Origin of the sequence: Cupriavidus sp. NPDC089707, from assembly GCF_044748965.1 — a bacterium.
Taxonomy (GTDB): Bacteria; Pseudomonadota; Gammaproteobacteria; order Burkholderiales; family Burkholderiaceae; genus Cupriavidus.
In genome coordinates, this window is sequence record NZ_JBIVHB010000018.1 from 74554 (window position 1) to 98468 (window position 23915).

At 68.5% G+C, this 23915-nt stretch carries 19 protein-coding genes; 6 read left to right on the forward strand and 13 right to left on the reverse strand.

Annotated elements, in window-relative coordinates; genetic code table 11:
- Positions 1 to 98: 98 nt before the first annotated feature.
- From ACIP1U_RS24210 to ACIP1U_RS24260, 11 genes are all read right to left on the reverse strand, one after another.
- Entirely contained in the window at positions 99 to 1256 is a 1158-nt protein-coding gene (locus ACIP1U_RS24210) for a 3-keto-5-aminohexanoate cleavage protein (protein ID WP_400320386.1), read from the reverse strand.
- A gap of 402 nt (positions 1257 to 1658) precedes the next feature.
- Positions 1659 to 2651, reverse strand: a complete 993-nt coding sequence (locus ACIP1U_RS24215) for a Bug family tripartite tricarboxylate transporter substrate binding protein (protein WP_400320388.1) — start codon at positions 2649 to 2651, stop codon at positions 1659 to 1661.
- A gap of 356 nt (positions 2652 to 3007) precedes the next feature.
- Complete coding sequence (mdcH, locus tag ACIP1U_RS24220; RefSeq protein ID WP_400320390.1) at positions 3008 to 3940, reverse strand: malonate decarboxylase subunit epsilon; 933 nt, start codon at positions 3938 to 3940, stop codon at positions 3008 to 3010.
- Positions 3928 to 4584, reverse strand: coding sequence for a malonate decarboxylase holo-ACP synthase (locus ACIP1U_RS24225; protein WP_400320393.1), 657 nt, complete (start codon positions 4582 to 4584; stop codon positions 3928 to 3930). The genes mdcH and ACIP1U_RS24225 overlap by 13 nt, the downstream gene beginning before the upstream one ends.
- Positions 4572 to 5408 (reverse strand): biotin-independent malonate decarboxylase subunit gamma, encoded by an 837-nt coding sequence (gene mdcE / locus ACIP1U_RS24230; RefSeq protein WP_400320396.1) that lies wholly within the window; start codon positions 5406 to 5408, stop codon positions 4572 to 4574. Before mdcE ends, ACIP1U_RS24225 begins: the two co-directional genes overlap by 13 nt.
- On the reverse strand, positions 5405 to 6256 hold the full coding sequence (locus tag ACIP1U_RS24235; RefSeq protein WP_400320398.1) for a biotin-independent malonate decarboxylase subunit beta: 852 nt from the start codon (positions 6254 to 6256) through the stop codon (positions 5405 to 5407). Before ACIP1U_RS24235 ends, mdcE begins: the two co-directional genes overlap by 4 nt.
- Positions 6253 to 6570, reverse strand: a complete 318-nt coding sequence (locus ACIP1U_RS24240; RefSeq protein ID WP_400320401.1) for a malonate decarboxylase subunit delta — start codon at positions 6568 to 6570, stop codon at positions 6253 to 6255. The genes ACIP1U_RS24235 and ACIP1U_RS24240 overlap by 4 nt, the downstream gene beginning before the upstream one ends.
- The gene (locus tag ACIP1U_RS24245; RefSeq protein ID WP_400320403.1) at positions 6570 to 7535 is read right to left on the reverse strand and encodes a triphosphoribosyl-dephospho-CoA synthase; all 966 of its coding nucleotides are present in this window, start codon (positions 7533 to 7535) and stop codon (positions 6570 to 6572) included. Before ACIP1U_RS24245 ends, ACIP1U_RS24240 begins: the two co-directional genes overlap by 1 nt.
- The gene (gene mdcA / locus ACIP1U_RS24250) at positions 7535 to 9193 is read right to left on the reverse strand and encodes a malonate decarboxylase subunit alpha (RefSeq protein WP_400320405.1); all 1659 of its coding nucleotides are present in this window, start codon (positions 9191 to 9193) and stop codon (positions 7535 to 7537) included. The genes ACIP1U_RS24245 and mdcA overlap by 1 nt, the downstream gene beginning before the upstream one ends.
- A 144-nt stretch (positions 9194 to 9337) precedes the next feature.
- A complete protein-coding gene (locus ACIP1U_RS24255; RefSeq protein ID WP_400320408.1) occupies positions 9338 to 10249 on the reverse strand; it encodes a LysR substrate-binding domain-containing protein in 912 nt (303 codons plus the stop codon).
- A gap of 106 nt (positions 10250 to 10355) precedes the next feature.
- Complete coding sequence (locus tag ACIP1U_RS24260) at positions 10356 to 11759, reverse strand: SLC13 family permease (protein WP_400320412.1); 1404 nt, start codon at positions 11757 to 11759, stop codon at positions 10356 to 10358.
- Positions 11760 to 12245: 486 nt separating this feature from the next.
- On the opposite strand from ACIP1U_RS24260, the gene ACIP1U_RS24265 reads away from it, so the two are divergent.
- The 6 genes from ACIP1U_RS24265 (at position 12246) to ACIP1U_RS24290 (ending at position 20544) form a co-directional block, all read left to right on the forward strand.
- Positions 12246 to 13859: an alkaline phosphatase D family protein gene (locus tag ACIP1U_RS24265; RefSeq protein ID WP_400320414.1), complete on the forward strand. Its 1614-nt coding sequence runs from the start codon at positions 12246 to 12248 to the stop codon at positions 13857 to 13859.
- Between the two features lie 89 nt (positions 13860 to 13948).
- Positions 13949 to 16573 carry an aconitate hydratase AcnA gene (gene acnA, locus ACIP1U_RS24270; protein WP_400320417.1) on the forward strand — a complete coding sequence of 875 codons (2625 nt, stop codon included), beginning with the start codon at positions 13949 to 13951 and terminating at the stop codon, positions 16571 to 16573.
- Between the two features lie 95 nt (positions 16574 to 16668).
- Positions 16669 to 17409, forward strand: a complete 741-nt coding sequence (locus ACIP1U_RS24275; protein WP_400320419.1) for an ABC transporter substrate-binding protein — start codon at positions 16669 to 16671, stop codon at positions 17407 to 17409.
- A 115-nt stretch (positions 17410 to 17524) separates the two neighbouring features.
- Positions 17525 to 18505 carry a Bug family tripartite tricarboxylate transporter substrate binding protein gene (locus ACIP1U_RS24280; RefSeq protein ID WP_400320421.1) on the forward strand — a complete coding sequence of 327 codons (981 nt, stop codon included), beginning with the start codon at positions 17525 to 17527 and terminating at the stop codon, positions 18503 to 18505.
- Between the two features lie 5 nt (positions 18506 to 18510).
- On the forward strand, positions 18511 to 19020 hold the full coding sequence (locus tag ACIP1U_RS24285; RefSeq protein ID WP_400320422.1) for a tripartite tricarboxylate transporter TctB family protein: 510 nt from the start codon (positions 18511 to 18513) through the stop codon (positions 19018 to 19020).
- A 24-nt stretch (positions 19021 to 19044) separates the two neighbouring features.
- The gene (locus tag ACIP1U_RS24290) at positions 19045 to 20544 is read left to right on the forward strand and encodes a tripartite tricarboxylate transporter permease (RefSeq protein ID WP_400320424.1); all 1500 of its coding nucleotides are present in this window, start codon (positions 19045 to 19047) and stop codon (positions 20542 to 20544) included.
- 18 nt (positions 20545 to 20562) lie between these two features.
- On the opposite strand, the gene ACIP1U_RS24295 is transcribed toward ACIP1U_RS24290, so the two are convergent.
- Both ACIP1U_RS24295 and pxpB read right to left on the reverse strand, forming a co-directional pair.
- A complete protein-coding gene (locus tag ACIP1U_RS24295) occupies positions 20563 to 22293 on the reverse strand; it encodes an acetyl/propionyl/methylcrotonyl-CoA carboxylase subunit alpha (protein WP_400320426.1) in 1731 nt (576 codons plus the stop codon).
- A 5-nt stretch (positions 22294 to 22298) separates the two neighbouring features.
- On the reverse strand, positions 22299 to 23903 hold the full coding sequence (gene pxpB, locus ACIP1U_RS24300) for a 5-oxoprolinase subunit PxpB (protein ID WP_400320428.1): 1605 nt from the start codon (positions 23901 to 23903) through the stop codon (positions 22299 to 22301).
- Positions 23904 to 23915: the final 12 nt, after the last annotated feature.

Sequence of the window (23915 nt, forward strand, 5' to 3'; positions counted from 1 at the left end):
TCTCCTGTTCTGGTTTGGGATGTGGATCAGGTTGCAGAGTGGTTTGCCACAGGTGGCTTGAGCATGCCGCCTGTGGCCGCTGCTGGGCAGGGATTGGCTCAGATCGCCGCCCCGCTCCAGTCGCGCCTGGCGAGGGCATTCAAGCGCCGCTGGGTATCGGCCTTGTGTTGTTCTTCCGCGGCAAGCTGGCTTTCGCCGGGGTAATAGGCGCCGTCATACTGCAGGAAGCCGCGCTGCCCGGGCTTGCGCAGCGGCGGGTAGCCGTTCTTGGCCAGCGTTTCCTCGATGCTGTCGTACTGCACGCCGATCTGGTAAATGCGTTTGGCCTCCTTGCCGGTGGCAATCTCGCGATTCAGTTCGCGGGAAATGCGCACCAGCTTCTCGATCTGCCTGACCGAGGAGATGCGCTGGCCAAGGTCGTCCTGCAGCGTGTCCTCGATCCCGCAGCGCACGTGCATGCCCAGGCAAATGCCCATGGTGGTCAAGGGCCAGGTCGGGCGGTTGGTACCTTCAATGGTCAGCACGGCGCCATCGGGCGTGTGGTTGATGAACTCCATCATGGCGCGGGGATTGGGGCCGTCCATGCCCCCGCCGATCGCTACCCAGTTCAGCACCAGCGGCCCCATGTACTTGCCTCGGCGGATCATGCGGCCCAGTGTCTCGAGTTGTGCCAGGTGGCCGATCTGGAAGTGGGGCTGGATGCCGTTGGCAACCAGGCGACGGATATGCTCGTCCACGAAGGCGGGGCCGGCGGGAATGGTCATCTCGCGGTACGCGCTGTTCTCCAGGTCTTCCCACGAGGTGCCTATCACGTCCGTATGCACCTTCAGTTCCGCCGTGTTCATCTGGCTGGTATTGATCGCGATCGTCACCTGGTCCGGGCGGGGATTCAGCTCGGCCAGTCCATGGCGGGTGTCGTCATTCAACCAGCGGGCGGTGTCGCCCTCGTTCTCCGGCGCAAACGAGATCGAACCACCGACTTGCAGCACCATGTCAGGCACGGCGGAACGCAGGCGGTCCAGCATCTCGTTGAACATGGACAGGCGCTTGGAGCCTTTGCCGTCGGCCTCGCGCACATGCACATGCAGGACAGTGGCACCGGCGTTGTAGCAATCCACGGCCTTTTGCACTTGCGCGGCCATCGTCACCGGCACATCGTCCGAGTCGCCGGGCAGCCATTGCGGTCCGTACGGCGCGGCTTGAATGACCAGGGGCTGCTGGTTTTCAGGCAGAAGAGAGTCGTCCAGGAAATGCATTTGTGTCTCCTTTATCCGGTTGATGTCAGGGTGTCCTCGCGACGCTTGCATCTTCTGCGGTGGCGCCACTTCCCGCTTTACCCTGCATGCCTCGAACTTGCCCGTTTGTGACAGATGCCGGCAGGCGCTGGCGCACCCGATCTTCGACGGTTGCAGCCCTCCATTGGCCATGCGCCATGGCCCCATTGGCGCGGCAACGGATTCAAAGACGAACGCGGGCGGTGGTCCTGACTTGGACCTGAGCGACGGGCACGTGAGCGCACAACGCAGGGGGAACCCGGCGCTGGCGCTAACCCGGAACTGAAGGGAAATGACGGAAAGGCAGCCGGCGCGCATATTGCCCCGTTGGGCAAGCAGATGGCGCCGGCAGGAAACAGCGAGAGTGAGCGAACGCGGGACGTCCTACTCTTCGAGCCTGATGCCCGCGTCGCTGGCGATCTTCGTCCAGACTCGCAGGTCGCTCTGGACGATTTCGCCCAACTGTGCAGACGACTTGACCGGAGCCGGCTCGAAATTGAGCTTCTTCATCAGCGCCGCGATCTCCGGCGATCCCTGCACCTTGTTGACCTCATCGGACAGCCGCTTCACGATCGCCGGACTGGTTCCTGCCGGCGCAAACATGCCGAACCACCCCACCGTGCCGAACTTGTAGCCTTGCTCGCTCATCGTCTTGACGTCGGCAAGCTGGGGCGAGCGCACGTTGCCCACGACCGCAATGCCCCGCACCTTGCCGGAGCGCAGGAACGGAACCGCCACGCTGGGATCGGTCCAGCCGATCTTCAGCACTCCCGATGAAAGCTCGGTCAGCAGTTGGCTGGTCGTCCGATAGGCAACGTGTTCGGTCTTCATGCCGGTCCGCTTCTTCAGCCACTCCATGGTCAGGTGCGCGGACGAGCCGGTCCCCCAGCTGCCGTAGCTGTACTTGTCCGGATGCGCCTTCACGAATTCGATCAGTCCAGGCAGGTCGTGCACCGGCACATCCGGGCTCACCAGCAGCAATACGCCGCCCACGGCGGTCTGCGCGATCGGCACGAGGCCCTTTCTGGATTCGGGGGAAATGGACTTGATGACCGCCGGCGCAACCACCATGTTAGACGCCGTGGTGTAGAGAATCGTATAGCCGTCAGGTGCCGCCTTGAGCGCGACATTGGTACCGATCACCCCGCTGCCGCCTGGCCGGTTCTCCACGATCACCGGCTGCTTCAGCGACTCCGAAAGACGCTGCGCCATGACCCGCGCCAGCGCGTCGGTTCCCGAGCCGGGGGACGACGGCACGATCATCTGAATCGGTCGCGCAGGCCAGTTCTCCTGCGCGTGAACCGGACCCGCCGCGCACAAGCCGATGATTGCCTCGGCGCACAGCGTGAAGGCAAGGCGCTTCCTGAGTAATGACATCGTTGTCCCCTGTTTTGTAGTCATTCACCAAGCGCGGGATGTGCTGCCTGCCGTACCCATCCACTTCGGCGCAGGCTTCTCTGGTACCGGCTCGGGCTATCGTTCGGCCGATCATAGCAGTGGCATTTTTTATTGTCGACATAAATTATGTTCAGCGAATGAGGTGTCGTATCTTGCGCTCCGAAGAGGAATTCGGTGCCGCATGAGGGGCCGGCACTGCACACATGGCCATGCTTCGCGATCTTTTCAGGCGTCATCGGGACGCAGACGCGCGGAGCCGGTTCAACGGTGCCTTGGGCAAAATCGCATCGCTTGCAGCAGGCGGATGTTTCGAAGCTGCCAGGTTCTGGCTTGCTTCAGCGGCACGCCTGCCGGCGCCGCATCATCGCCAGGATCGAGTCCAGCCGCGTCCTGTCGCACGCCAACGGCATGCCATCGGCGAACATTGGCTGTGCCAGGCGCGTCAGCACATCACCCGGTGGCGCTTCCACCACCAGCCTTGCGCCATTGGCATAAGCCAGCAGCATGGTTTCATGCCACCGCACCGGCGTGGCCATGTTCAGCGCCAGGTCCTCGGCGATCTTGCGTGGGTCTCGCAACTCACGCGCCTTGCTGGCGCTGAAATAGCGCAGCGAGGGCGCGGACAGCGCCACGCCGCGCATCGCTTCCTGGAGCGCATGCGCCGCGGCATCGAGCAGCGGGCAATGCGATGGCACATGGATGGCAACCGGCTTTGCGGCCTGCGCGCCGGCGGCCAGCGCCAGCGCCGACACCTCGGCCATCGCAGCCTCGCTGCCGGCGATCACGATCTGCGTTGGGGCGTTGAAGTTCGCCAGATATACCGGTCGTTGCGCCGAGCAAACCTGCGCCACCAGCGGTGCGAGCCGGTTCCGGTCGAGCCCCAGGATGGCGGTCATGCCGTAGCCGCCGGGATAGGCCTGCGCCATCAGTTCCCCGCGCAGGCGCACCAGGCGCAAGGCATCGGCAAAGGCGAGCACGCCGGCGGTCACCGCAGCGGCATACGCGCCGATGGAGAGCCCGGCCACGGCGTCGGCACGGGCGTCGTGCGCGGCCAGGCAGCGTGCCATCGCCACGCCTGACGTCAGCAGGCACAGTTGCGTCCAGACCGTGGATTGCAGGCGTTCGGCTGTATCCATCCCTGCCACCGGTACTTGCAAGACCTCCTCGGCTTCGGCCAGCACCGCCGCCACTGCCGGGTCGGCTGGCAGGTCCTTCAGCATGCCGGGGCGCTGTGTTCCCTGCCCGGGAAACGTGATCAGGACTTGCATGGCGATGATTGCCACGGGTCGTCGCAAGGGTACGGGCCGTGGTCCGTCTTCAGCAGCACCCTGCCCCCGCTGCGCAGGCGTTCCAGCAGCGAAAAGCCGCCGTACGGTGTCGCGATCTGGATGTCGGCACGGGCCGGCGCGGTGCGCTGCAGTTCGCCAAGCAGCTGTAGATGGCTGGCCGCCAGTGGCCGGTCGGCCTTCACGACCAGATCGAGGTCGCTGTCGGCATGCAGCACGTTGCGTGCGCAGGCGAGCGAGAAACCCGCGCTGCCGGTCACGCCCCACTGGATGCCGGCGGCATCGAGCCGGTCGGCGATGGCCTCGAGGGCGCGGATGACAGGCAATGCCGTCAGGTCCGGGCGCAGGCGCCAGGCGCGCCGGGCGGCCAGCTCCATCGGCGTGACGAGCTTGCGGATCGCCGACGGCGCGATCCACGTGCCGAAGCGCTCTGCGCGCGTGCCGCCGCGCAAGCCGACCGGGATCTCCCCCGGCCGGCGGCCGTCGCGCCGCACGACCACCGGCGTGTCGTGCAGCGCCGGCAACGAGACCCACGCTGGCAGCGCATCGCGCTCCAGGGCGCTGGCCGGGTCGTCCAGCCAGACCAGGTCGTGCGGCGCGGGAGGGGCGGTGTTCAGGCTTGCCATTGCCGCGACAGGCACGCGCGTACCGCGGCCGACGCTTGCCGGTTGGTGCCGCCGAGGCGGCCTTGCAGGCCCTGCGTCGGGTCGCGGCGGATGTCGGCCAGCGCTGAGAGGATGGTGTCGCGCGCGAGGTGCGCATCGGCCGCCACCGGCGCACTGGCCGACTCGACCTCGAGCAGCCGCCACAGGATGCCCAGCGTGGCGAAATTCTCGATGTCATAGGCCATCGGCGGCACCGTCGACGCCAGCGCTTCAAGGTCCTCGACCGAGCGCATGGTGATGCGGGCGGCGGCCTCCTTGCCCATCGCATGCACCAGCACGCCCCGGTCATTGAGCGCGATGATGCGATTGGCCTGGTAGCCGTGCGCAAGGAAGGCGCCCGACATGGCGCGCCCGACGATCAGCGCCACCACCGGATGCCCGGCGAGACGTGCCTCGGCATACGCGGCCACCGCACCGGCCAGCGACTGGTGGATGCCTAGTGCCTCCTCGCGACGGCCGTACGCCTGGCTGGGCGTATCGACGATCGCCACGATGGCGCGCTTGACCGGCGCGGTACGATCCGCCTCGATCGCGTCGCGCACCGCGCGCGCCAGCGACCAGCCTTCGAGCAGCCCGGCTTCGCCGTTGCGCGCGCGCGGGAAGCGGCTGCCTGCATCGGGTACCAGCGCAATCCAGCGCACCGCGGTGCCGGCCAGCTCGCTGTCGGCCACCTGTACCGAGTCCGGGTAGCCCGGCTGGCGCGGCGCCGTTGGCGCCAGCGCCTGCAACCAGCGTTCGCCGCGGCTGGCTGTGCGCGCGGCAGCGGGATGAAGTGGTGTGTTCATGCGTCGGTCCCCAGTTGAAACAACGCCTGCACTTGCGCGGGCGTCGGTTGGGCGCTGGCGTCGTACGCCTGCAGCGCGGCCAGGTATTGCGCGACTTGCTCGCTGCGATGGCTGATGGCGACCGGCTCGCGCAACAGCGCGGCAACCTGCGCGCGCATCGCGTCGCAGTCGTCGTCGACATACGCATCCGCGAAACCGGTGCCGACGCGCTGCGTGCCGCCGGTGAAGCTCCAGATAAAGGGCCGGTCGCGCGAGTCGTACTCGGCGATGCCCGCCTCCTGCTCGATCACGGCCGGGCCGTTCAGCCCGAGCCGGCCCTCCTGCGTCATCACCAGCGCGCTGCACAGGCCGGCTGCGATCGACATGCCACCAAAGCAGCCCACCTGTCCCGCGATCACGCCGACTACCGGCTGGTAACGCCGCAGGTCGACGATCGCGGCATGGATTTCGGCAATCGCGGCCAGGCCAAGATTGGCCTCCTGCAGGCGCACCCCGCCGGTTTCCAGCAGCAGCACCGCACGCGTCGGCTCGCCGCGACGGTTGTCTTCGGCCGCCAGCTCCAGCGCTCCAGCGATCTTGGCGCCGCCGACCTCGCCCATGCTGCCGCCCTGGAAGGCGCCTTCGATGGCCAGCACCACGACCGGCATCTGGTCGATGCGCCCCTTGGCCACCACCACGCCGTCATCGCTCTGCGGCACCACGCCTTGCGGCGGCAGCCACGGCGACTGCAGGCCATCGAACGGGCCCGCCAGTTCGCGGAAAGTGCCCGGATCGAGCAATGCACGCGCGCGCTCGCGTGCGCCGAGTTCGATAAAGCTGTTGCGCGCCAGCAGTTCCGCCGTGTTCATGCGCCCTCTCCTTGCCGAGGCCCGCCCAGCGCCTCGAACGCCTCCGCCAGACGCATGCCCACCACGCCCGGCGTCGCGCCGAAATCGTGGATGCGGATTTGCATCGATGCGCGCGGCTCGGCGGCGAAGACGCGCGCGAGCTGCGCATCCCAGACGCGGCCGTAGCCATTGACCGAGGTGGTGACTTCCACCGTGGTCTTGCCGCCCTGGCCCGGTTCGACCAATACCTCCAGGTCGCCCGACCCCACCACGCCGACCAGTACGCGTCCGGTGGCCGGCTGTCCCGCCGGGAATTCAAATCGCAGTTGTTCCATCAAAGTCCCCTGAAGTCATTGCCCGCGGCCGTCACATCGGCAGTCCCGTCCCGTGCCAGCCGGTCGAGGAAGATCGTCGCGGCCAGCAGGTCCGCCGCGCCGCCCGGCGAGGCCCGCCTGGCCAGCATGCCGGCGTCGAGACTGCGCAGGTGGCGCCGCCCGGCCACCGTGCCCGCGCCGCCTGCCGACAGCACCGCCCTGGCGCCGGCCTGCATGTAGTCCAGCCCGGGCCGCCCCGACCTGGCCAGCACGCAGGTATCGTCCAGCTCGCTCATCAGCGCGAGCAGCGCGTTCAGTCGTGCCGTCGATTCGGTATCGCCGCGCGCGCGGCTGCGCTGCAGTGCCGGCAGCGCCAGCCGCGTCACGTGCGGGAAGCCCGCCCGCGCTTGTGCCCGCGCGCCGCCGACACCGTAGGCCAGGCAGGCGAGTTCGCCCTTGTTGCCGGTGAGCGCCGGCCGGTGCCGGTCCGCCAGCGAGGCGATGGCGCCAGCCGTGGCGCTGATCGTCCTGGCACTGGCGGCCAGCCCTGCCGCGCTGGCGTGCGCCGCGGCCCCGACCAGCAGGCCGATGCACCAGATCGCGCCCCGGTGTGTGTTGACGCCGCCGGTAGCCGCCAGCATCACGGCCTCGGCCTCGCGGCCCAGCGCGCCCAGTTGTTCGCGCAGGCCATAGCCGAGGCGCGGCGCCTGCAGGCCGGCCTCTGCCATGGCCGCGAACGATGGCCCCAGCGCGTGCGCCGAGCGCAGCATCAGCGGCAGCGTCAGGTCGGCATGCGCACCGCTGCCGCGGCTGTCGACCAGGCCAGGCTTGGGCGAGAGGCGCGCTTCTTCGGCAATGGCGCCGACGGCGAGTCCCGCCAGCGCCTCGGCATGGGCGGAGGCCGCCGGGCGCTGCGCAGGCACGTGCGGGGCGTACGTAACGTACGGGGTCTGCGCTTGCAGGATCCTTGCAGTGGCGGCTGCCATCACCAGCTCCGGAAGCGTGCCGGCGGCTCGTACAGCCCGCCTGACCAGTCGACCAGGTCGGCCATGCTCTTGGCCGCCAGCAGGCCGCGCGTGGCCTGGCTGCGTTGCACGCCCAGGTCCTCCGGCAACGCGATCAGGCCATCGCTGCGCATCCGGCGCGTGGTGGCGGGATCGTGCTTCAGGCCGATTGGCGTGACGCCGGCCACGGCGGCAATCATCCGGCGCCGCTCCTCCAGCGATTGCGCCTTGTACAGGTAGGCGATGCCTTCTTCGGTCAGCACGTGCGTGACGTCGTCCCCGTAGATCATCACCGGCGCCAGCGGCATGCCGCTTTCGCGCGCCACGTCGACCGCATCCATCGATTCGACGAAGGTCGGCTTGCCGCCCGCCTGGAAGGTCTCGACCATCTGCACCACCAGCTTGCGGCCGCGTGCGAGCGGATCGTCGGTCTCGATCAGGTCCAGCCAGGCCGGCGTCGGGTGGCGGCGCCCGCCCGGCTGGTGGCCCATGTTGGGCGCCCCGCCAAATCCCGACAAACGCCCGCGCGTCACCGTGGACGAATGGCCGTCGCCGTCGATCTGCAGCGTCGAGCCGATGAACAGGTCCACCGCGTATTGGCCGGCAAGCTGGCAGAAGGCCCGGTTCGAGCGCATCGAGCCGTCCGCGCCGGTGAAGAAGACGTCCGGCCGCGCGGCCACGTAGGCTTCCATGCCCAGTTCGCTGCCGAAGCTGTGCACGCTTTCGACCCAGCCGGTCTCGATCGCCGGAATCAGCGTCGGGTGCGGGTTGAGCGTCCAGTACTTGCAGATCTTGCCTTTCAGCCCGAGCAACTCGCCATAGGTCGGCAGGATCAGCTCGATCGCCGCGGTGTTGAAGCCGATGCCATGGTTGAGCGACTGCACCTGGTGGCGCTCGTAAATGCCGCGGATCGCCATCATCGCCATCAGCACGTGGACCGGCTTGATCAGCCGCGGATCGCGCGTGAACAGCGGCTCGCAGAAGAATGGCTGGTCCGCATGCACCACGTAGTCGATCCAGGAGCCCGGCACGTCGACGCGCGGCAGGCCCGCGGGATCGTCGACGATCTCGTTGACCTGCGCGATCACCAGCCCGTCGCGGAATGCCGCGGCCTCGACCAGCGCCGGCGTATCCTCGGTGCTCGGGCCGGTATAGAGGTTGCCCTGGCGATCGGCCTTGTAGCCGGCGATCAGCACCACATTGGGCACCAGGTCCACGTACAGCCGCGAATACAGCTCGATATAGGTATGGATCGCGCCCACTTCGAGCTGCCCGTCCTCCAGGAACTGCGAGATGCGGATGCTCTGCGCCCCCGCGTACGAGAAATCCAGCTTGTGCGCGATGCCGCGTTCAAACAGGTCGAGGTGCTCGACCCGGCTGACGCTGGGAATGATCATGTGCAGCGCATTCACGCGCGCCGGATCGACCTGCGCCAGCGAACGCGACAGGAAGTCAGCCTGCTTCTGGTTGTTGCCCTCCAGCACCACGCGGTCGCCGGACGCCAGCACGGCCTCCAGGAAGGCGACGATGTCGCTGGTCGGCACCACCTTGCCGTCGGCAATGGCTGCGGCGTTCTGCTTGCGGCGCGCCTTGGCTTCCCTGCGGGTATTCCATTGGCGGCCCGTGCTGGTGTTGGTCATCGCGTCTCCGGCTGGCGTCTGTCTGATGGCTCCACCTTAAACAGGCGGCGTCCAGCAAACAATCACGCCGGAAAATGAACCGTTACGCTGGCCGGAAGCGTGATCAGGGTGTGGGCAAAGAGCCGCCCGTATCCCCTTTACTGGTCAGCCGTCGCGCATCGCCATGCGGCACGCCGCGGCCAGCGCCAGCAAGTTGGGATCGCGCTCGCGGCGGCGCAGGAAGTTCAGGGCGATGGTCTGCTTGATGTCGTATTCCCCGGCCAGCGGCACGAACGCCACATTGCGCGAATACACGCCTTTCACCCGGCCCGGCAGCAGCGTGTAGCCGATGCCGCCGCCCACCAGGTTCATCAGCGAAAAGATATCGCCGACCTTCATCACCACATTGGGCGTGAATTCGGCAATGCGGAACGCCTCGACAAATCCGCTGTAGGTGACGAAACCCTCGCTCAGGCTCACGAACGGCTCGTCGCGGCAGGCACGCAGGTCCACCGCGGGCATCGACGCATAGGGCGAATCGGCCGGCGCCGCAAAGAAGATATCGTCCTCGAACAGCGGTATGGACTCGATCTCCGGATCCGGCTCGGGCACGGCCATCAACGCGGCGTCGATCGAACCCTGCTTGAGCTTCTGCAGCAGGTCCGCATTCGATCCCAGCACCAGCTCGGTCTGCAGTTCCGGGCGCCGCAGCTTCAGGCCGATCACGATCTTGGGCACCGTCTGGACCGTCAGCGAATAGAGCGACCCGATCTTGAGGTGGTCGGCCGAATAGCCGGCGGCCTCGCGCGTGGCGCGGATACCGTCGGCCATGGCCTTGAGCACTTCTCTTGCCGTATCCGCCAGCACATGGGCGGCGTCGGTCGGAATCAGGTTGCGGCCCTCGTGGCGGAACAGCGCGCAACTGGTGCCCTCTTCCAGCGAATGCAGCGCGCGGTGCACGCTGACCGTGCTGGTATCCAGGATCTCGGCCGCCTTGGCCAGGTTGCCCGATTCCATGAATGCCAGCAGTGCTTCGAGTTTGCGGAAGGTGATCTCTTCGCCGATGCGGATTCTCATGGGTCGGGATTGTGGTTGGGGGCAAGCTCCTATCTTAGCCGCGTGGCGGCCAGCGCGCACCGCCAGCCGGATTGGCCCATGAGGCATGGAAGCGGCAACAGGAAGCTCACAGCACGACGAAGACGAACCACAGCACGACTGGCGCAATCACGGTGACCAGCGCGCCATAGATCAGCAGCGTGCGGAAGAAGGCCTGCCGGTCCACGCCCTGCGCGTTGGCGAGCACCAGCGCGCCGTTGGTCGAGAACGGGCTGACGTCGACGATGGTCGAGGACACCGCCATCGCGGCGATAAAGCCGATGGCGCTCACATCCGATCCCTGCTGGAGGAACGGCACGGCCAGCGGGATCAGCGAACCCAGCACGGCGGTCGACGAGGCGAACGCCGACACTACCGCGCCGACCACGCACAGCAGCAGCGCGGCCATCAGCGGCGACGTCAGGCTGGCCACGCTGTGGCCGACAAAGTCGATGGTGCCCATCTTGTCCATCACCCCGACGAAGGTGCTGACGCCGACGATCAGCATGATCTCTGGCCACGACACCTGGCCCAGCGCGCGCTTTTGCAGTTCCGGCGCCATCAGCGTGAGCAGCAGCGCGATGGTCAGCGAGACAAAGCCGATATCAAGCTTGAAATAGAGGGTCAGCACCGCCAGCGCGGCCAGGCCCGCCACGGTCAGGTACTGGTAGAGGCCGGCCGGCGCCTCGGCGGCACCTTCCGGTTCGCCGCCGAGCAGCGAAGCGCGGTCGCGCGCCATCGTCTTTTGCTCTTCGATGCCGGCCTCGGCCTCCGCGTCGCCGTAGATCTGCGCCCCTTGTGCCGGCACGGTGCGCGCGCCGAACGGCGCACCCATGGCCAACACGCAGCCGCCAACCGGTTGCGGCGCGGCCACCGGCGCCGATTGCCGCATCAGGCGCAGCCCGCCCAGAGCAACGAAGAGGCCAGCAGCCACGGCCAGGTTCACGCCCAGGCTGGCAAATGCGGTCGCCATCTCATTGAGCGGCAGCCCTGCCTTTTGCACGATCTTGTTGGTGATGCCGCCATAGATGCTGATCGGCGAAAAGCCGCCACCCTGCGCGCCGTGGATGACCATCAGGCCCATCAGCAGCGGGTTGATGCCGTAGCGCGCGGCAAAGCCCAGCGCAATCGGCGCGATGATGGCCACCGCCGCCGGACTGACCGCGCCGACCGATGTCAGCAGCGCCGCGATCATGAACATGATCCACGGAATGGCGGCAATCCTGCCGCCCACGGCGCGCACCGCGAGCCGCACCAGCCAGTCGATGGTGCCGTTGTTCTGCGCCACCGCGAACAGGTAGGTGATGCCGACCAGGGTCAGGAACAGGTCGGCAGGAAAGCCGGCAAGGATGGCTTTGGCCGGCATGGCCGCGACCAGCGTGCCGACCAGGAAGGCACCGACAAAGGCAAGCGCGCCCATGTTGATAGGCAGGACCGTGGCGATGACGAACATCAGCCCTAGCACCGAGATGGAAATGATGTGTGACGACATAACGGCTCCGTCGCGGCTGCGCGCGTCTGCGCACACCGCCTGGCAAGGAAGTCAGGAGAATCCGGCAGCGCGGGGAGCCGGCCGGAGATTCGGATCTGCCGCTACGGCAACGTATGGAAGGAATAGGCCATGATGTCTTGTCTCCTTGTTTGTGTGGCCGCATGGAACGGCACCGACCGGGTCCGAAGCTGCGCCCGTATCGTCTTGTTGGTTTGGCTGAACGATATGGCGACGGGGCGCGGCCATCAATTAAGCGGTCGGGCCGATCCTTACGGAAAGCGGAAAACAGGAATCCAGGAAGCGATGGACGGTCAGCTGGTTGGCGGGGGCTTTCCCATGGGAAGCTCTTGACTGAACAGCCGCCCTCTCCCCCGCGGCCAGAGTGCATCCAGGAGAACTTCTGAGTATCCGAAACGGTTAGCCCGTTTCGCTATAGTTCTGCGCATCGACAGCGCGAAACGAACCTCCGACATCCCGGGAACCGGCATGCACAGAAGAACTTTCCTGAAGCTGGCAGCAGCCTCCGCCCTTGCCACGCAACTGCCCCGCTGGGCCATCTCCGCTACGCTGCGCGAGCGCGACCTGTTCGCACTGGGCGTGGCCAGCGGCGCGCCGACGCCGGACGGATTCGTACTGTGGACGCGCCTGCTCGGCGGCGCCATCCCCGGTACGCCGCAGGCCGATGCCCATGGCACCACGCCGCTGCAAGAACCGCTGACCGTACAGTGGGAAGTCGCCGAAGATGAAGCATTCCGGCGCATCGTCCGCCGCGGCCATGCGCAGGCCCTGCCCGAGCTGGGCCATTCCGTCCACGTGGAAGTCGATGGGCTGCGCCCCGACCGCTGGTACTTCTACCGGTTCATGCACGGCGACGCGGCCACCGCCCCTGCCCGCACCCGCACCGCGCCAGCGGCCGACACACTGGTCCCGCGCGTGCGCTTTGCCTTTGCCTCCTGCCAGCGCTGGGAACAAGGCCACTACGCCGCGTACCGGCAGATGCGGCAGGAAGACCTGGATCTGATGGTGTTCCTGGGGGACTACATCTACGAGGCCGCAGTGCCGGCCAACGCGCGCGCGAACCTGCCACGCGCGCACAGCCTGCCCACCGCGACCAGCCTGCAGGACTTCCGCGACCGCTACGCGCTGTACAAGAGCGACCCGCTGCTGCAGGCCATGCATGCCGCATGCCCGTGGCTGGTCACCTGGGACGATCACGAAGTCCAGAACGACTACGCGGGACGCTCGGGGAGCGAGCCCGCGGCAGCGTTTCTCGCCCGGCGCACGGCCGGCTACCAGGCGTTCTACGAGAACATGCCGATCCGCGCGAGTGCGCTGGTGCACGGCACCGCGGGCCTTGGCATGCCGGATGCGCTGAACATCCAGGCACGCCACCGCTGGGGCCGGCTTGTTGATTTCCATGTGCTGGACGACCGCCAGTATCGCGATACCCAGCCCTGCCGCGAACCCGGGCAGCCACGCAAGGGCGCTGTGTCCCCCGGCGAATGCAGCGCGCTCTACGACCCGCGCCGCACCATGCTGGGCAGCGCGCAGGAACAATGGCTGGCACAGGGGCTGGCGCAGGACCAGCGCGACCAGACGCGCTGGAGCGCAATTGCGCAGCAGACCATCTTCTCGCGGCGCAACTACAAGGCGCCGCCGGCGGAAGCCTTCCACAGCGACACCTGGGACGGCTATCCCGCCGCGCGCCAGCGCCTGCTCGACAGCATCGCCGCGGCGGCGCCGCGCAATACCGTGTTCATCGGCGGCGATATCCACCAGCACTACGCCTGCAATGTGCTGGCGGACTTCAGCAATCCGTCATCTCGCGTGATCGCCAGCGAGTTCTGCACGACCTCCATCGCCTCGGCCTCGGGCAGCAGCGTGCAGAGTGCCGCAAACATCGTGGCCCGGAATCCGCATATCGTGCATGCGCGGCCGGACCAGCGCGGATACACCGTGGTTGAGGCCACGCCTGCACGCTGGGCCGCCACGCTGCGTGCCGTGGAAGACGTGACGCGCGTGGACAGCCCGATTGGCACACAGGCGGCCTTTGTGGTGGAGGACCTGCGGCCGGGCGTGCAGCGGGCCGGCGCTGGTTAGGGTCAGACCACGTTCGGGGATTGCATCTGGCAGGTCTTCGGGTTTCCGCTTGATTGCATTTTTGCGTGAATACATGCAAAAATGCATGAATGGAAAACACTGACCCCATCCCGACGGCAGCGCTGTACGTCGATAACGCCACTTACCGCATCGTCGACCTGCCCGCCGTCGCCGGCGACAAGCTCTGGCGCCTGCCCGTCGTCCTCCGCCTGCTGCTGGAGAATGTGATCCGCAATGCCGAAGGCGCCGAGCGCGACGACGCGGTCGCCGGCATCCTGGCCTGGCTGGAGCACGGCACCAGCGAAGCCGAGATCGCCTACCAGCCCGGCCGCGTGCTGATGCACGACACCACCAGCACGCCCGCGCTGGTCGACGTGGCCGCGATGCGCGATGCCGTGGCCGAGGCTGGCCGCGACCCCGACCTGCTCAATCCGGTGCTGCCGGTGGATTCGTCGGTGGACCACTCGCTGGCGGTCGAGTACTACGCCCGCCCCGACGCCGTGCCGCGCAACCTGGCAACCGAGACGCGCCGCAATGCCGAGCGCTACGGGTTCCTGCGCTGGGCATCGAAGGCGCTGCATGGCGTGCGCATCCATCCGCCGGGCACCGGCATCATGCACACCATCAACCTCGAGCAGCTCGCCACCGTGGTCACGTGCGAACAGCGCGGCGGCGAAGCGTGGGCCGTGCCGGACATGATGATCGGCACCGACAGCCATACGCCCATGGTCAACGGCATCGGCGTGCTGGGCTGGGGCGTGGGCGGGCTGGAGGCGCAGACGGTGATGTTCGGCATGCCGGTGATGCAGCGCATTCCCGACGTCATCGGCATGCGCCTGACCGGCGCGCTGCGCCCCGGCGTGCTGGCGACCGACCTGGCGCTGACGGTGACCAGGCGGCTGCGCGACCTGGGCGTTTCCGGCGAATTCGTGGAGTTCTTCGGGCCGGGCGTGTCGGCGCTGTCGGCCGGCGACCGCGCCGTGGTCGCCAACATGGCGCCCGAGTATGGCGCCACCACCGGCTTCTTCCCGGTCGACGACCACACGCTGCAATACCTGCGCAGCACCGGCCGCGACGAGGCCGCGATCGCGCTGGTCGAGGCGTACACGCGCCGCGTCGGCCTGTGGTTCGACGGCGCCGCGCGGCCGCGCTACACCACCGTGCTGGAACTGGACCTCGATACCGTGGGCATGCACGTGGCCGGGCCGCGCCGTCCGCAGGACCTGCTCGGCTATGCGGACACGGCGCGCGCGCTGGAAGGGTTCGGCTTCACGCCGCCGCATGCGCATCCTGTCATGCCCAGGCATCCGGTGGCGCTGGCCGCGATCACCAGCTGCACCAATACCACCGATCCGGCGCTGCTGGTAGCCGCCGCGCTGGTCGCGCGCAAGGCGCGTGCGTTCGGCCTGCGGGTGCCGGCGTGGATCAAGACTTCGATGGCACCGGGATCGCCGGCGGCGGCGCGCTACCTGGAGCGCGCGGGGCTGATCGATGACCTCGCCGCGGTCGGCTTCGATATCGTCGGCTACGGCTGCACCACCTGCATCGGCAACTCGGGCCCGCTGACGCAGCCGATCGCCGACGCCATCGCCGATGGCAGCGCGCTGCCGGTGGCGATCCTGTCGGGCAACCGGAATTTCCCGGGGCGCGTCCACCCGGACCTGAGCCTGGGCTTCATCATGTCGCCGCCGCTGGTGGTGGCCTTCGCGCTGGCCGGCAATGCCGAGGCCGACCTGAGCCGCGACCCGGTGCAGACCGCAGCCAATGGCACCCCCGTCTACCTGAAAGACTTGTGGCCCACGCGCGAGGAAATCGACGCACTGGTGGCGCGCGGCACCGCGCCCGCCGATTACCGCGAGGCTTTCCGCATGGCCACTGCCAACCCGCTGTGGCATGCCCTGCCTTCGCCAGACACGCCGCGCTACCCGTGGGACCCGGCCTCGACCGCGCTGCGCCGCCCGCCGTTCGCCTCGGCCAACGAAGGCAGCCAGCTAGGCAGCTACACGGCCTGGCCGCTGCTGGTGCTGGGCGACGACATCACCACCGACCATATCTCGCCGGCCAGCGCGATCCCGAAAGACAGCTTCATTGCCGACTTCCTCGTCGCGCGCGGCGAAGACCGCGACGACCTGAACGTGTTCGCCTCGCGCCGCGGCAACTGGGAAGTGATGATGCGCGCCGCGTTCTACAACAAGACGCTGGCCAACCTGCTGCATCCCGCCGCGCCGGTGGGCCACACGCTGCACGTGCCCAGCAACGACGTGCAGCCGATCTTCGAGGTCGCCGAGCGCTACCGTGCCGCCGGCGATCCGGTGGTGCTGGTCGCCGGCGAGCGCTACGGCACCGGCTCGTCGCGCGACTGGGCTGCCAAGGGCCAGCGGCTGCTGGGCATCCGCGCGGTCATCGCGCCGAGCTTCGAGCGCATCCACCGCTCCAATCTGATCGGCATGGGCATCCTCCCGATCCGGCTGCCGCGTGGCACCGGCCCGCATACCCTCGGCATCAAGCCAGGCGACAAGATCCACGTGGAGGCGCCTGCGCATGCCATCGCGCCGCGCTGCCGCATTCCCGTCCGCATCGTGCGCGCCGGCGGTGGCGTCGATGTGATCGACGCCACGGCAGCGGTCGAGACGCAGCTCGAAGCCGAACTGCTGCGGCGTGGCGGCGTCATCCCGCTGATCCTGCACAAGACGCTGTCGCAGCCGGCCGGCTGACGCGTGCTGTTTCACCGCTCGCGATGCGCAGTCGCGAGCTATCCCGAACTCGCGGGCCTGCATTTGGCGGGCCTGCCCCAATCACTGGTTTCATCATGCGCCCTGACCCCGACCTGATTACAGCCTTCGCCCCGACCGGCGTGCTGCGTGCCTCGATCAACCTCGGCAATCCGATCCTCGCCAACCGCGGCGAGGATGGCCAGCCTTTCGGCGTGTCCGTCGACCTTGCCCAGGCGCTGGCACAGCGCCTGGGCCTGCCGCTGCAACTGGTGGTGGTCGATGCCGCCGGCAAATCAGTGGAAGTGGTTTCCAGCGAGGAGGCCGACGTCGGCTTCTTTGCCATCGATCCGAAGCGTGCCGCGACTATCCACTTCACCGCGCCGTATGTGCTGATCGAAGGCTGGCATCTGGTACGCGATGCCTCGCCGGTCCGGTCCAACGCCGAGGTCGACGTCGCCGGCAACCGCGTCGCGGTCGGCAAGGGCAGCGCCTATGACCTGTTCCTGACGCGCGAGCTGAAGGCGGCGCAGATCGTGCACGCGCCGACTTCGCCGACCGTGGTCCAGACCTTCCTGGAGCAAGGGCTGGAAGTGGCCGCCGGCGTGCGCCAGCAACTGGAAGCCGATGCGGCGAAGCACCCCGGCCTGCGCCTGCTGGACGAGCGCTTCATGGTGATCCGCCAGGCCATGGGCCTGCCGCAAAGCCGCGGCAGCGCCGCCGCCGCGGCTTTGCATGCCTTTGTTGAGGAGATGAAGGCGAGCGGCTTGGTCGCGCAGGCGCTGGCACGGCACCAGATATCGGGGGCGTCGGTAGCGCCCGCCGAGGCTGCCGACTGAACTTCTTTCGATTCCCCACGCGTTCCCAACGCTTATCCCACGCATACCCCCGCCTGCGTCGCCCGCATTGCACTCCGCATCGCAGGCCACCAGAGCATTAACAACAGGAGACACCATGCTTGCCAAACTGAACCGGCTTGCCGCCACCACCACGCTGGCCCTGCTCGGCGCCGCCGCGCCGCTGCACCACGCCCACGCACAGGCCGCGCCCCTTGAACTGAAGATCACCGCCCCCGCCGCGCCTGGCGGCGGCTGGGACGGCGCGTCGCGCTCGCTGCAGCAGGCCATGGTCGCCAGCGGCGCGGCCAAAAGCGTGCAGGTCAACAACATCCCCGGCGCCGGCGGCACCGTGGGCCTGGCGCAGTTCGTCAACAACGCAAAGGGTGATGGCAGCCAGTTGATGACCATGGGCATCACCATGCTCGGCGCGGTGGTCACCAACAAGGCACCGGTCAGCCTCGACAAGGTCACGCCGATCGCGCGCCTGACCGCCGATGCGCTGGTCGTGGTGGTGCCGGCCAACTCGCCGCACAAGAGCATCCAGGACCTGGCGGCCGCGATCAAGGCCGATGCCGGCAAGGTGGTATGGGCCGGCGGTTCCGCCGGCGGCGCCGACCACATGCTGGCGGCGCTGGTGGTCAAGGCCGCGGGCGGCAATGCCGCGCGGCTGAACTACGTGCCGTTCTCCGGCGGCGGCGAGGCGCTGGCGGAAATGCTGGGCGGCCGTGTCACCGCGGGCGTCTCGGGCTACAACGAGTTCGAGAGCCAGATCAAGACCGGCAAGCTGCGCGCGCTGGCGATCTCGTCGGCGCAGCGGATGCCCGGCATCGCCGTGCCGACGCTGAAGGAGCAAGGACTGGACGTCGAGCTGCTGAACTGGCGCGGCATCGTTGCGCCGCCGAACGTGTCGCCGCAACAAGCCGCCGCGCTGGCCGCTGCGGTCGACAAGGCGGTCAAGTCGCCCGAATGGCAGAAGATCCTGAAGGCCCGCGGCTGGGACGATGCCTACCTGCCCGCCGACAAATTCGGTGCCTACCTGAAGTCTGAACAGGCGCGCGTGCGCGACATCCTCGCATCGATCGGCCTGGCGAAATGAAAGCAATGACCACACAAGCCCAACGTGGCGCCGGTGCCGCCGCGCGTTTCGATAAACCCAAGGCCATTGTCGGCGCCGGGCTGTTGCTGCTGGCGCTGGTGGTGTTCGCCGATGCCAGGCAGTTGCCGCCGGCGCCGGCTGCAGGCATCGGCCCCGCCGTCGGCATGCTGTTCGTGGCCGGGCTGCTCGGGCTGCTCGGCGCCGCGCACCTGGTTACGGCGGCGCGGCGCACGGGCACGACGGAGGCGCCGGCGCGCGAGCCGATGAACTGGAAGGCGGTCGGCTGCGTGCTGGCGGGGTTGCTGGCGCTGATGGCGGTGCTGCAACTGCAGTGCGGCTTTATCGCCGGCGCCACGCTGCTGTCCATCGCCACCGCGCTGGGCTTCGGCGAGCGCCGCGTGATGCGGTCAGCCGCGATCGGCGTGGTGCTGAACCTGCTGGTCTATGCGTTCTTTGCCAAGGCCTTGTCGCTGGCGCTGCCCGCCGGGCCGCTGGAACGCCTGGTATTCGGTTAAGCCCGGCAAAGAAGGGAGTTGCACATGGATGTTTTAACCTACCTGGCCCAGGGCCTCGCCGTCGCGGCGCAGCCGGGCAACCTGCTCTTTGCCGGTATCGGCGTGCTGCTCGGCACGCTGGTCGGGATCCTGCCGGGGATCAGCCCGTCGCTGACCGTGGCGCTGTTGCTGCCGGTCACGTTCAAGCTCGACCCGACCGGCTCTTTGATCATGTTCGCCGGCATCTACTTCGGCGGCATGTACGGCAGTTCGACCACGGCGATCCTGATCAATACGCCGGGCGAAGCGGCCTCGATCGCCACAGCGATCGAAGGCCACCGCATGGCCCGCGCCGGCCGCGCCGGACAGGCGCTGGCAACCGCGGCGATCGGCTCCTTCGTGGCCGGCACGCTGGCCACCGTGGGCCTGGCGCTGACGGCGCCCGTGCTGGTCGATCTGGCGGTGCAGTTCGGGCCGTGGGACTACTTTGCGCTGATGGTGCTGGCCTTTGTCACAGTATCGGCCACCTTCGGCGATTCGACACTGCGCGGGCTGACCAGCCTGGCGCTGGGCATCGGCCTTGGGCTGATCGGCATCGACAAGCTTACCGGACAAGCGCGGCTGACCTTCGGCGTGCCGGAGATGCTCGACGGCATCCAGGTCACAACGCTGGCAGTGGGACTGTTCGCGATGGGGGAAACGTTCTTCTCCGCGGCGAAGTTCACGGGCGTGCACGACACCATCGAAGCCGTCAAAGGCGGCCTGCGCATGACCGCCATGGACTGGAAGCGTTCGTGGAAGGCCTGGCTGCGCGGCACCGCCCTCGGCTTCCCGATCGGTGCGCTGCCGGCCGGCGGCGCCGAGGTGCCGACGCTGCTGTCGTACACCGTCGAACGCAAGCTGACCGACCATCAAAACGAGTTCGGGCGCGGCGCGATCGAAGGCGTGGCGGGACCGGAGGCAGCCAACAACGCCGCCGCCAGCGGCACACTGGTGCCGCTGCTGACGCTGGGCCTGCCCACCTCCGCCACCGCCGCGATGATGCTGGCCGGCTTCCAGCAATACGGGCTGGTGCCGGGACCGCTGCTGTTCGCCGACAAGCCGGACCTGGTATGGGGGCTGGTGGCCAGCCTGTTTATCGGCAACGTGATGCTGCTGGTGCTGAACCTGCCGCTGATCGGCATCTGGGTGCGCCTGCTCAAGCTGCCGCAACCGTGGCTCTACGCCGGCATCCTGGTGTTCGCGGCGATGGGCACGCTGGCGGCCAACCCGTCCATTGTCGAGCTGGCCATGCTGGTCGTGTTCGGGCTGGTCGGCTTTGCCATGCGCCGCCTGGACTACCCGGTCGCGCCGATGATCGTCGGGCTGATCCTGGGGCCGATGGCCGAAAGCCAGTTCCGCCGCGCAATGCAGATGAGCCTGGGCGACCCGCTGGTGTTCGTGTCGCATCCCGGCTCGGCGGCGCTGCTGGCGCTGGCCGCCGCGGCGCTGTTGGCACCCTTTGTATTCAAGGGCCTGCGCGAGATGGGCGGCGCCGACGAATAAGCCGGCGCCCGGCTGCACTCACTCCACGCTGGCCAGCCGTGTGCCAGCGGCCAGGAACACGCCCGTTTCAGCCTGCCATGCGACACGGCCGCTGCGATGGGCGTGAACCTGCATCTCCATCTTCATCGCTTCCATCACGGCGATCAGGTCGCCTTCCTTGACCTCGTCGCCCACGTTGACCTTCCAGGCCTGTACCGTGCCGGCGATCGGCGAAGGGAGGTCGGCGGCATTAGTGGTGGCAGCCGGCGCGGGAGCAACAGCACTGCCCTGCACCGGTGCGTCGGCCAGGCCGCGCAGCAGCTGCGCCGGCAGGCCCAGCACCATGCGGCGGCCGTCGATCTCGATCGCGGTGCGCAGCAGGCTGCCATCCGGCTGCGGCTCGGCGCGCACGGCGGCGGCCAGCGGCTCGGTGAAGTCGGACTCGATCCAGCGCGTATGGACCTTGAAGCCGTCGGCGCCGAGGAAATCGGCATGATCGATCACGGCGCGATGGAACGGCAGCACCGAGGCCACGCCTTCGATCCGGAACTCGCGCAGCGCGCGGCGCGCCCGCGCCAGCGCCTGCTCGCGCGTGGCGCCGGTCACGATCAGCTTGGCCATCAGCGAGTCGAAGGTGCCGGGCACCACCGAACCGGTCTGCACGCCCGAATCGACGCGCACACCCGGGCCCGACGGGGCCTCGAAGCACTGCACCGGGCCGGGCGTGGGCAGGAAGCCGCGGCCGACGTCTTCGGCGTTGATGCGGAATTCGATCGAATGGCCCAACGGCGCCGGCGTTTCGGTGATCGACAGCGGCAGGCCGTCGGCCACGCGCAGCTGCTCGACCACCAGGTCGACGCCGGTGGTCTGCTCGGTCACCGGGTGCTCGACCTGCAGGCGGGTGTTGACCTCCAGGAACGAGATCGCGCCGCCGGTGCTGAGCAGGAATTCGACGGTGCCGGCGCTGGTGTAGCCCGCGGCGGCGCAGATGTCGCGCGCGGCGGCGTGGATGCGGGCGCGCTGTTCGTCGCTCAGGAACGGCGCCGGGGCCTCTTCCACCAGCTTCTGGTTGCGCCGCTGCAGCGAGCAGTCGCGCGTGCCGAGCACCACCACGTTGCCATGCCGGTCGGCCAGCACCTGGGCTTCGATATGGCGCGGCTTGTCCAGGAACTGCTCGACGAAGCATTCGCCACGGCCAAAGGCGGTGACCGCCTCGCGCACGGCCGACGCGTACAGCTCCTCGACTTCATCCATGCGCCAGGCGATCTTCATGCCGCGGCCCCCGCCGCCGAACGCCGCCTTGATGATGATGGGCAGGCCATGGCGCTCGGCAAAGGCCAGCGCTTCGTTGGCATCGGTCACCGGGTCGGGCGTGCCGGCCACCAGCGGCGCGCCGACCTGCAGCGCGATCTTGCGGGCCTCCACCTTGTCGCCCAGCCGGGCGATCGTTTCCGGCGACGGGCCGATCCAGGTCAGGCCGGCATCGATCACCGCGCGGGCAAAGGCTTCGCTTTCCGACAGGAAGCCATAGCCCGGGTGCACGGCGTCGGCACCGCTGCGGCGCGCGATCTCGAGCAGCTTGGGGATATTCAGGTAGGTGTCCGCCGGGCGGTCGCCGTCCAGTCCATAGGCCTCGTCGGCCAGGCGTGCGTGGATGGCGTCGATATCGGCGTTGGCATAGACGGCGACGGAGGCCACGCCATAGTCGGCGCAGGCGCGGATGATGCGAACGGCGATCTCGCCACGGTTGGCAATCAGGACTTTCTTCATGGCAATTACGGTTGCAGTTCTTCGAAGGCGCCGACGGGATTGAAGCGCAGCCAGGCACCGACCGGAATTTGTCCGGCGCGGTCGAGGTGATATGGCGCCACGGCGCCGATCACGGGATAGCCGCCGGTCAGCGGATGGTCGGCCAGGAACAATACGGGCTGGCCGCTCGGCGGCACCTGCAGCGCCCCGAGCGCGGTGCCTTCGCTGGGCAGCTCGCCGGCAATGGCGCGTTCCAGCGGCACTTCGCCGGCCAGGCGCAGGCCCACGCGGTTGGATTGCGGCGTGACCTGCCAGCGCTGCGCGGCCAGCCCTGCTACGGATTCAGGGGTGAACCAGTCGGTGCGGGGGCCGAGCACCACATCCAGCACGACCTCCTGCGCCACCGTGGGCAGGTTCTCGGCGGGCATCTCGGGTGCGCCCACGATGGCACCGGCCGGGGCCTGGCGCAGGTCGATCACATCGCCCACGGCCAGCGGCGCGGGGCCGACCCTGGCCAGCGTGTCGGTGGCGCAGCTGCCCAGCACCGGCGCGACCGCAAACCCGCCGCGCGCGGCGACGTAGCAGCGCGCGCCGGCCAGCGGCTGGCCAATGGCCAGCGTGTCGCCATCGGCGAGCGCCACGGCCTGGTGGTTCGGGATCTCCCACTGCCGGCCATCGGCGGTGCGCACCGTCAGCGGCGCATCGGCGCCGGTGACTGCCAGCACGCTCTCGCCGACGCTCTGCAGCTGCAGGCCGCCGCCGATGGTTTCGAGCGCCGCGGCATCGCTGCCGTTGCCCACCAGCCGGTTGGCGGCCTTGAGCGCCGCCTGGTCCATCGCGCCCGAGGCGGACACGCCCTGCCCCGCCTGGCCGTGCCGGCCCAGGTCCTGGAACACGGTCTGCAGGCCGGTGCCCTTCACCTTCAGCGCCGCGGCAGCAGGCTCCTTGTCGGCCGGCAATGCCGCGCACACCGGCGCGACGGAGGCAATGGCGCCGGTGGGATCCGCCACGCAATTGAGCCTCGCGATATCGACAAAGCGCACGCGATAGCCGGGCTGCAGCAGCGCGGGCTGATCGCGATCCAGGTCCCACATCGCCACCGGCGTCACGCCGATGATCTGCCAGCCGCCGGGGCTGGCCTGCGGATACACGCCGCTGAAGGTGCCCGCCAGGCCGACGGCGCCGGCGGGAATGCGCGTGCGCGGCGTACTGCGGCGCGGCACGTCGAAGCTGGGATGGCCGCCGCTCAGGTAGGCAAAGCCCGGGGCAAACCCGGTAAAGGCCACGGTGTATTCGCTGCCGGTGTGGCGGCGCACCACTTCCCCGGGCGTGATGCCCAGCAGTTGCGCGACTTCGGCCAGGTCCTCGCCGTCATAGCGCACCGGGATCTCGACCAGGGTGTCGCTGCGCCCGACGCGCTGCGACAGGTCGCGCGCGGCGATGGCCCGCACCAGCGCGGCGGCGCTGGTGGCCGACGGGCGGAAGTGAACGAGGATGGTGCGCGCGGCGGGGACCAGCTCGACCACGCCGTGCAGCGGATCGCGCTGCAGCGAGGCCAGCAGGGCCAGCGTCTGGCCGAGGTCGGCCAGCTCTACCAGCAGGGCATTCGAGGTGACGGGCAGGAAACGCAAGACTAGCTCCGC

Coding starts and splice junctions, on each gene's coding strand:
- ACIP1U_RS24235 (WP_400320398.1), bottom strand. CDS start 6,256: ATGAACACGGCGGAACTGCTGGCGCGCAACAGCTTTATCGAACTCGGC.
- ACIP1U_RS24265 (WP_400320414.1), top strand. CDS start 12,246: ATGCACAGAAGAACTTTCCTGAAGCTGGCAGCAGCCTCCGCCCTTGCC.
- ACIP1U_RS24260 (WP_400320412.1), bottom strand. CDS start 11,759: ATGTCGTCACACATCATTTCCATCTCGGTGCTAGGGCTGATGTTCGTC.
- acnA (WP_400320417.1), top strand. CDS start 13,949: ATGGAAAACACTGACCCCATCCCGACGGCAGCGCTGTACGTCGATAAC.
- ACIP1U_RS24280 (WP_400320421.1), top strand. CDS start 17,525: ATGCTTGCCAAACTGAACCGGCTTGCCGCCACCACCACGCTGGCCCTG.
- ACIP1U_RS24245 (WP_400320403.1), bottom strand. CDS start 7,535: ATGGCAGCCGCCACTGCAAGGATCCTGCAAGCGCAGACCCCGTACGTT.
- ACIP1U_RS24215 (WP_400320388.1), bottom strand. CDS start 2,651: ATGTCATTACTCAGGAAGCGCCTTGCCTTCACGCTGTGCGCCGAGGCA.
- mdcA (WP_400320405.1), bottom strand. CDS start 9,193: ATGACCAACACCAGCACGGGCCGCCAATGGAATACCCGCAGGGAAGCC.
- ACIP1U_RS24225 (WP_400320393.1), bottom strand. CDS start 4,584: ATGGCAAGCCTGAACACCGCCCCTCCCGCGCCGCACGACCTGGTCTGG.
- ACIP1U_RS24290 (WP_400320424.1), top strand. CDS start 19,045: ATGGATGTTTTAACCTACCTGGCCCAGGGCCTCGCCGTCGCGGCGCAG.
- ACIP1U_RS24285 (WP_400320422.1), top strand. CDS start 18,511: ATGACCACACAAGCCCAACGTGGCGCCGGTGCCGCCGCGCGTTTCGAT.
- ACIP1U_RS24240 (WP_400320401.1), bottom strand. CDS start 6,570: ATGGAACAACTGCGATTTGAATTCCCGGCGGGACAGCCGGCCACCGGA.
- mdcE (WP_400320396.1), bottom strand. CDS start 5,408: ATGAACACACCACTTCATCCCGCTGCCGCGCGCACAGCCAGCCGCGGC.
- ACIP1U_RS24275 (WP_400320419.1), top strand. CDS start 16,669: ATGCGCCCTGACCCCGACCTGATTACAGCCTTCGCCCCGACCGGCGTG.
- mdcH (WP_400320390.1), bottom strand. CDS start 3,940: ATGCAAGTCCTGATCACGTTTCCCGGGCAGGGAACACAGCGCCCCGGC.
- ACIP1U_RS24295 (WP_400320426.1), bottom strand. CDS start 22,293: ATGAAGAAAGTCCTGATTGCCAACCGTGGCGAGATCGCCGTTCGCATC.
- ACIP1U_RS24210 (WP_400320386.1), bottom strand. CDS start 1,256: ATGCATTTCCTGGACGACTCTCTTCTGCCTGAAAACCAGCAGCCCCTG.
- ACIP1U_RS24255 (WP_400320408.1), bottom strand. CDS start 10,249: ATGAGAATCCGCATCGGCGAAGAGATCACCTTCCGCAAACTCGAAGCA.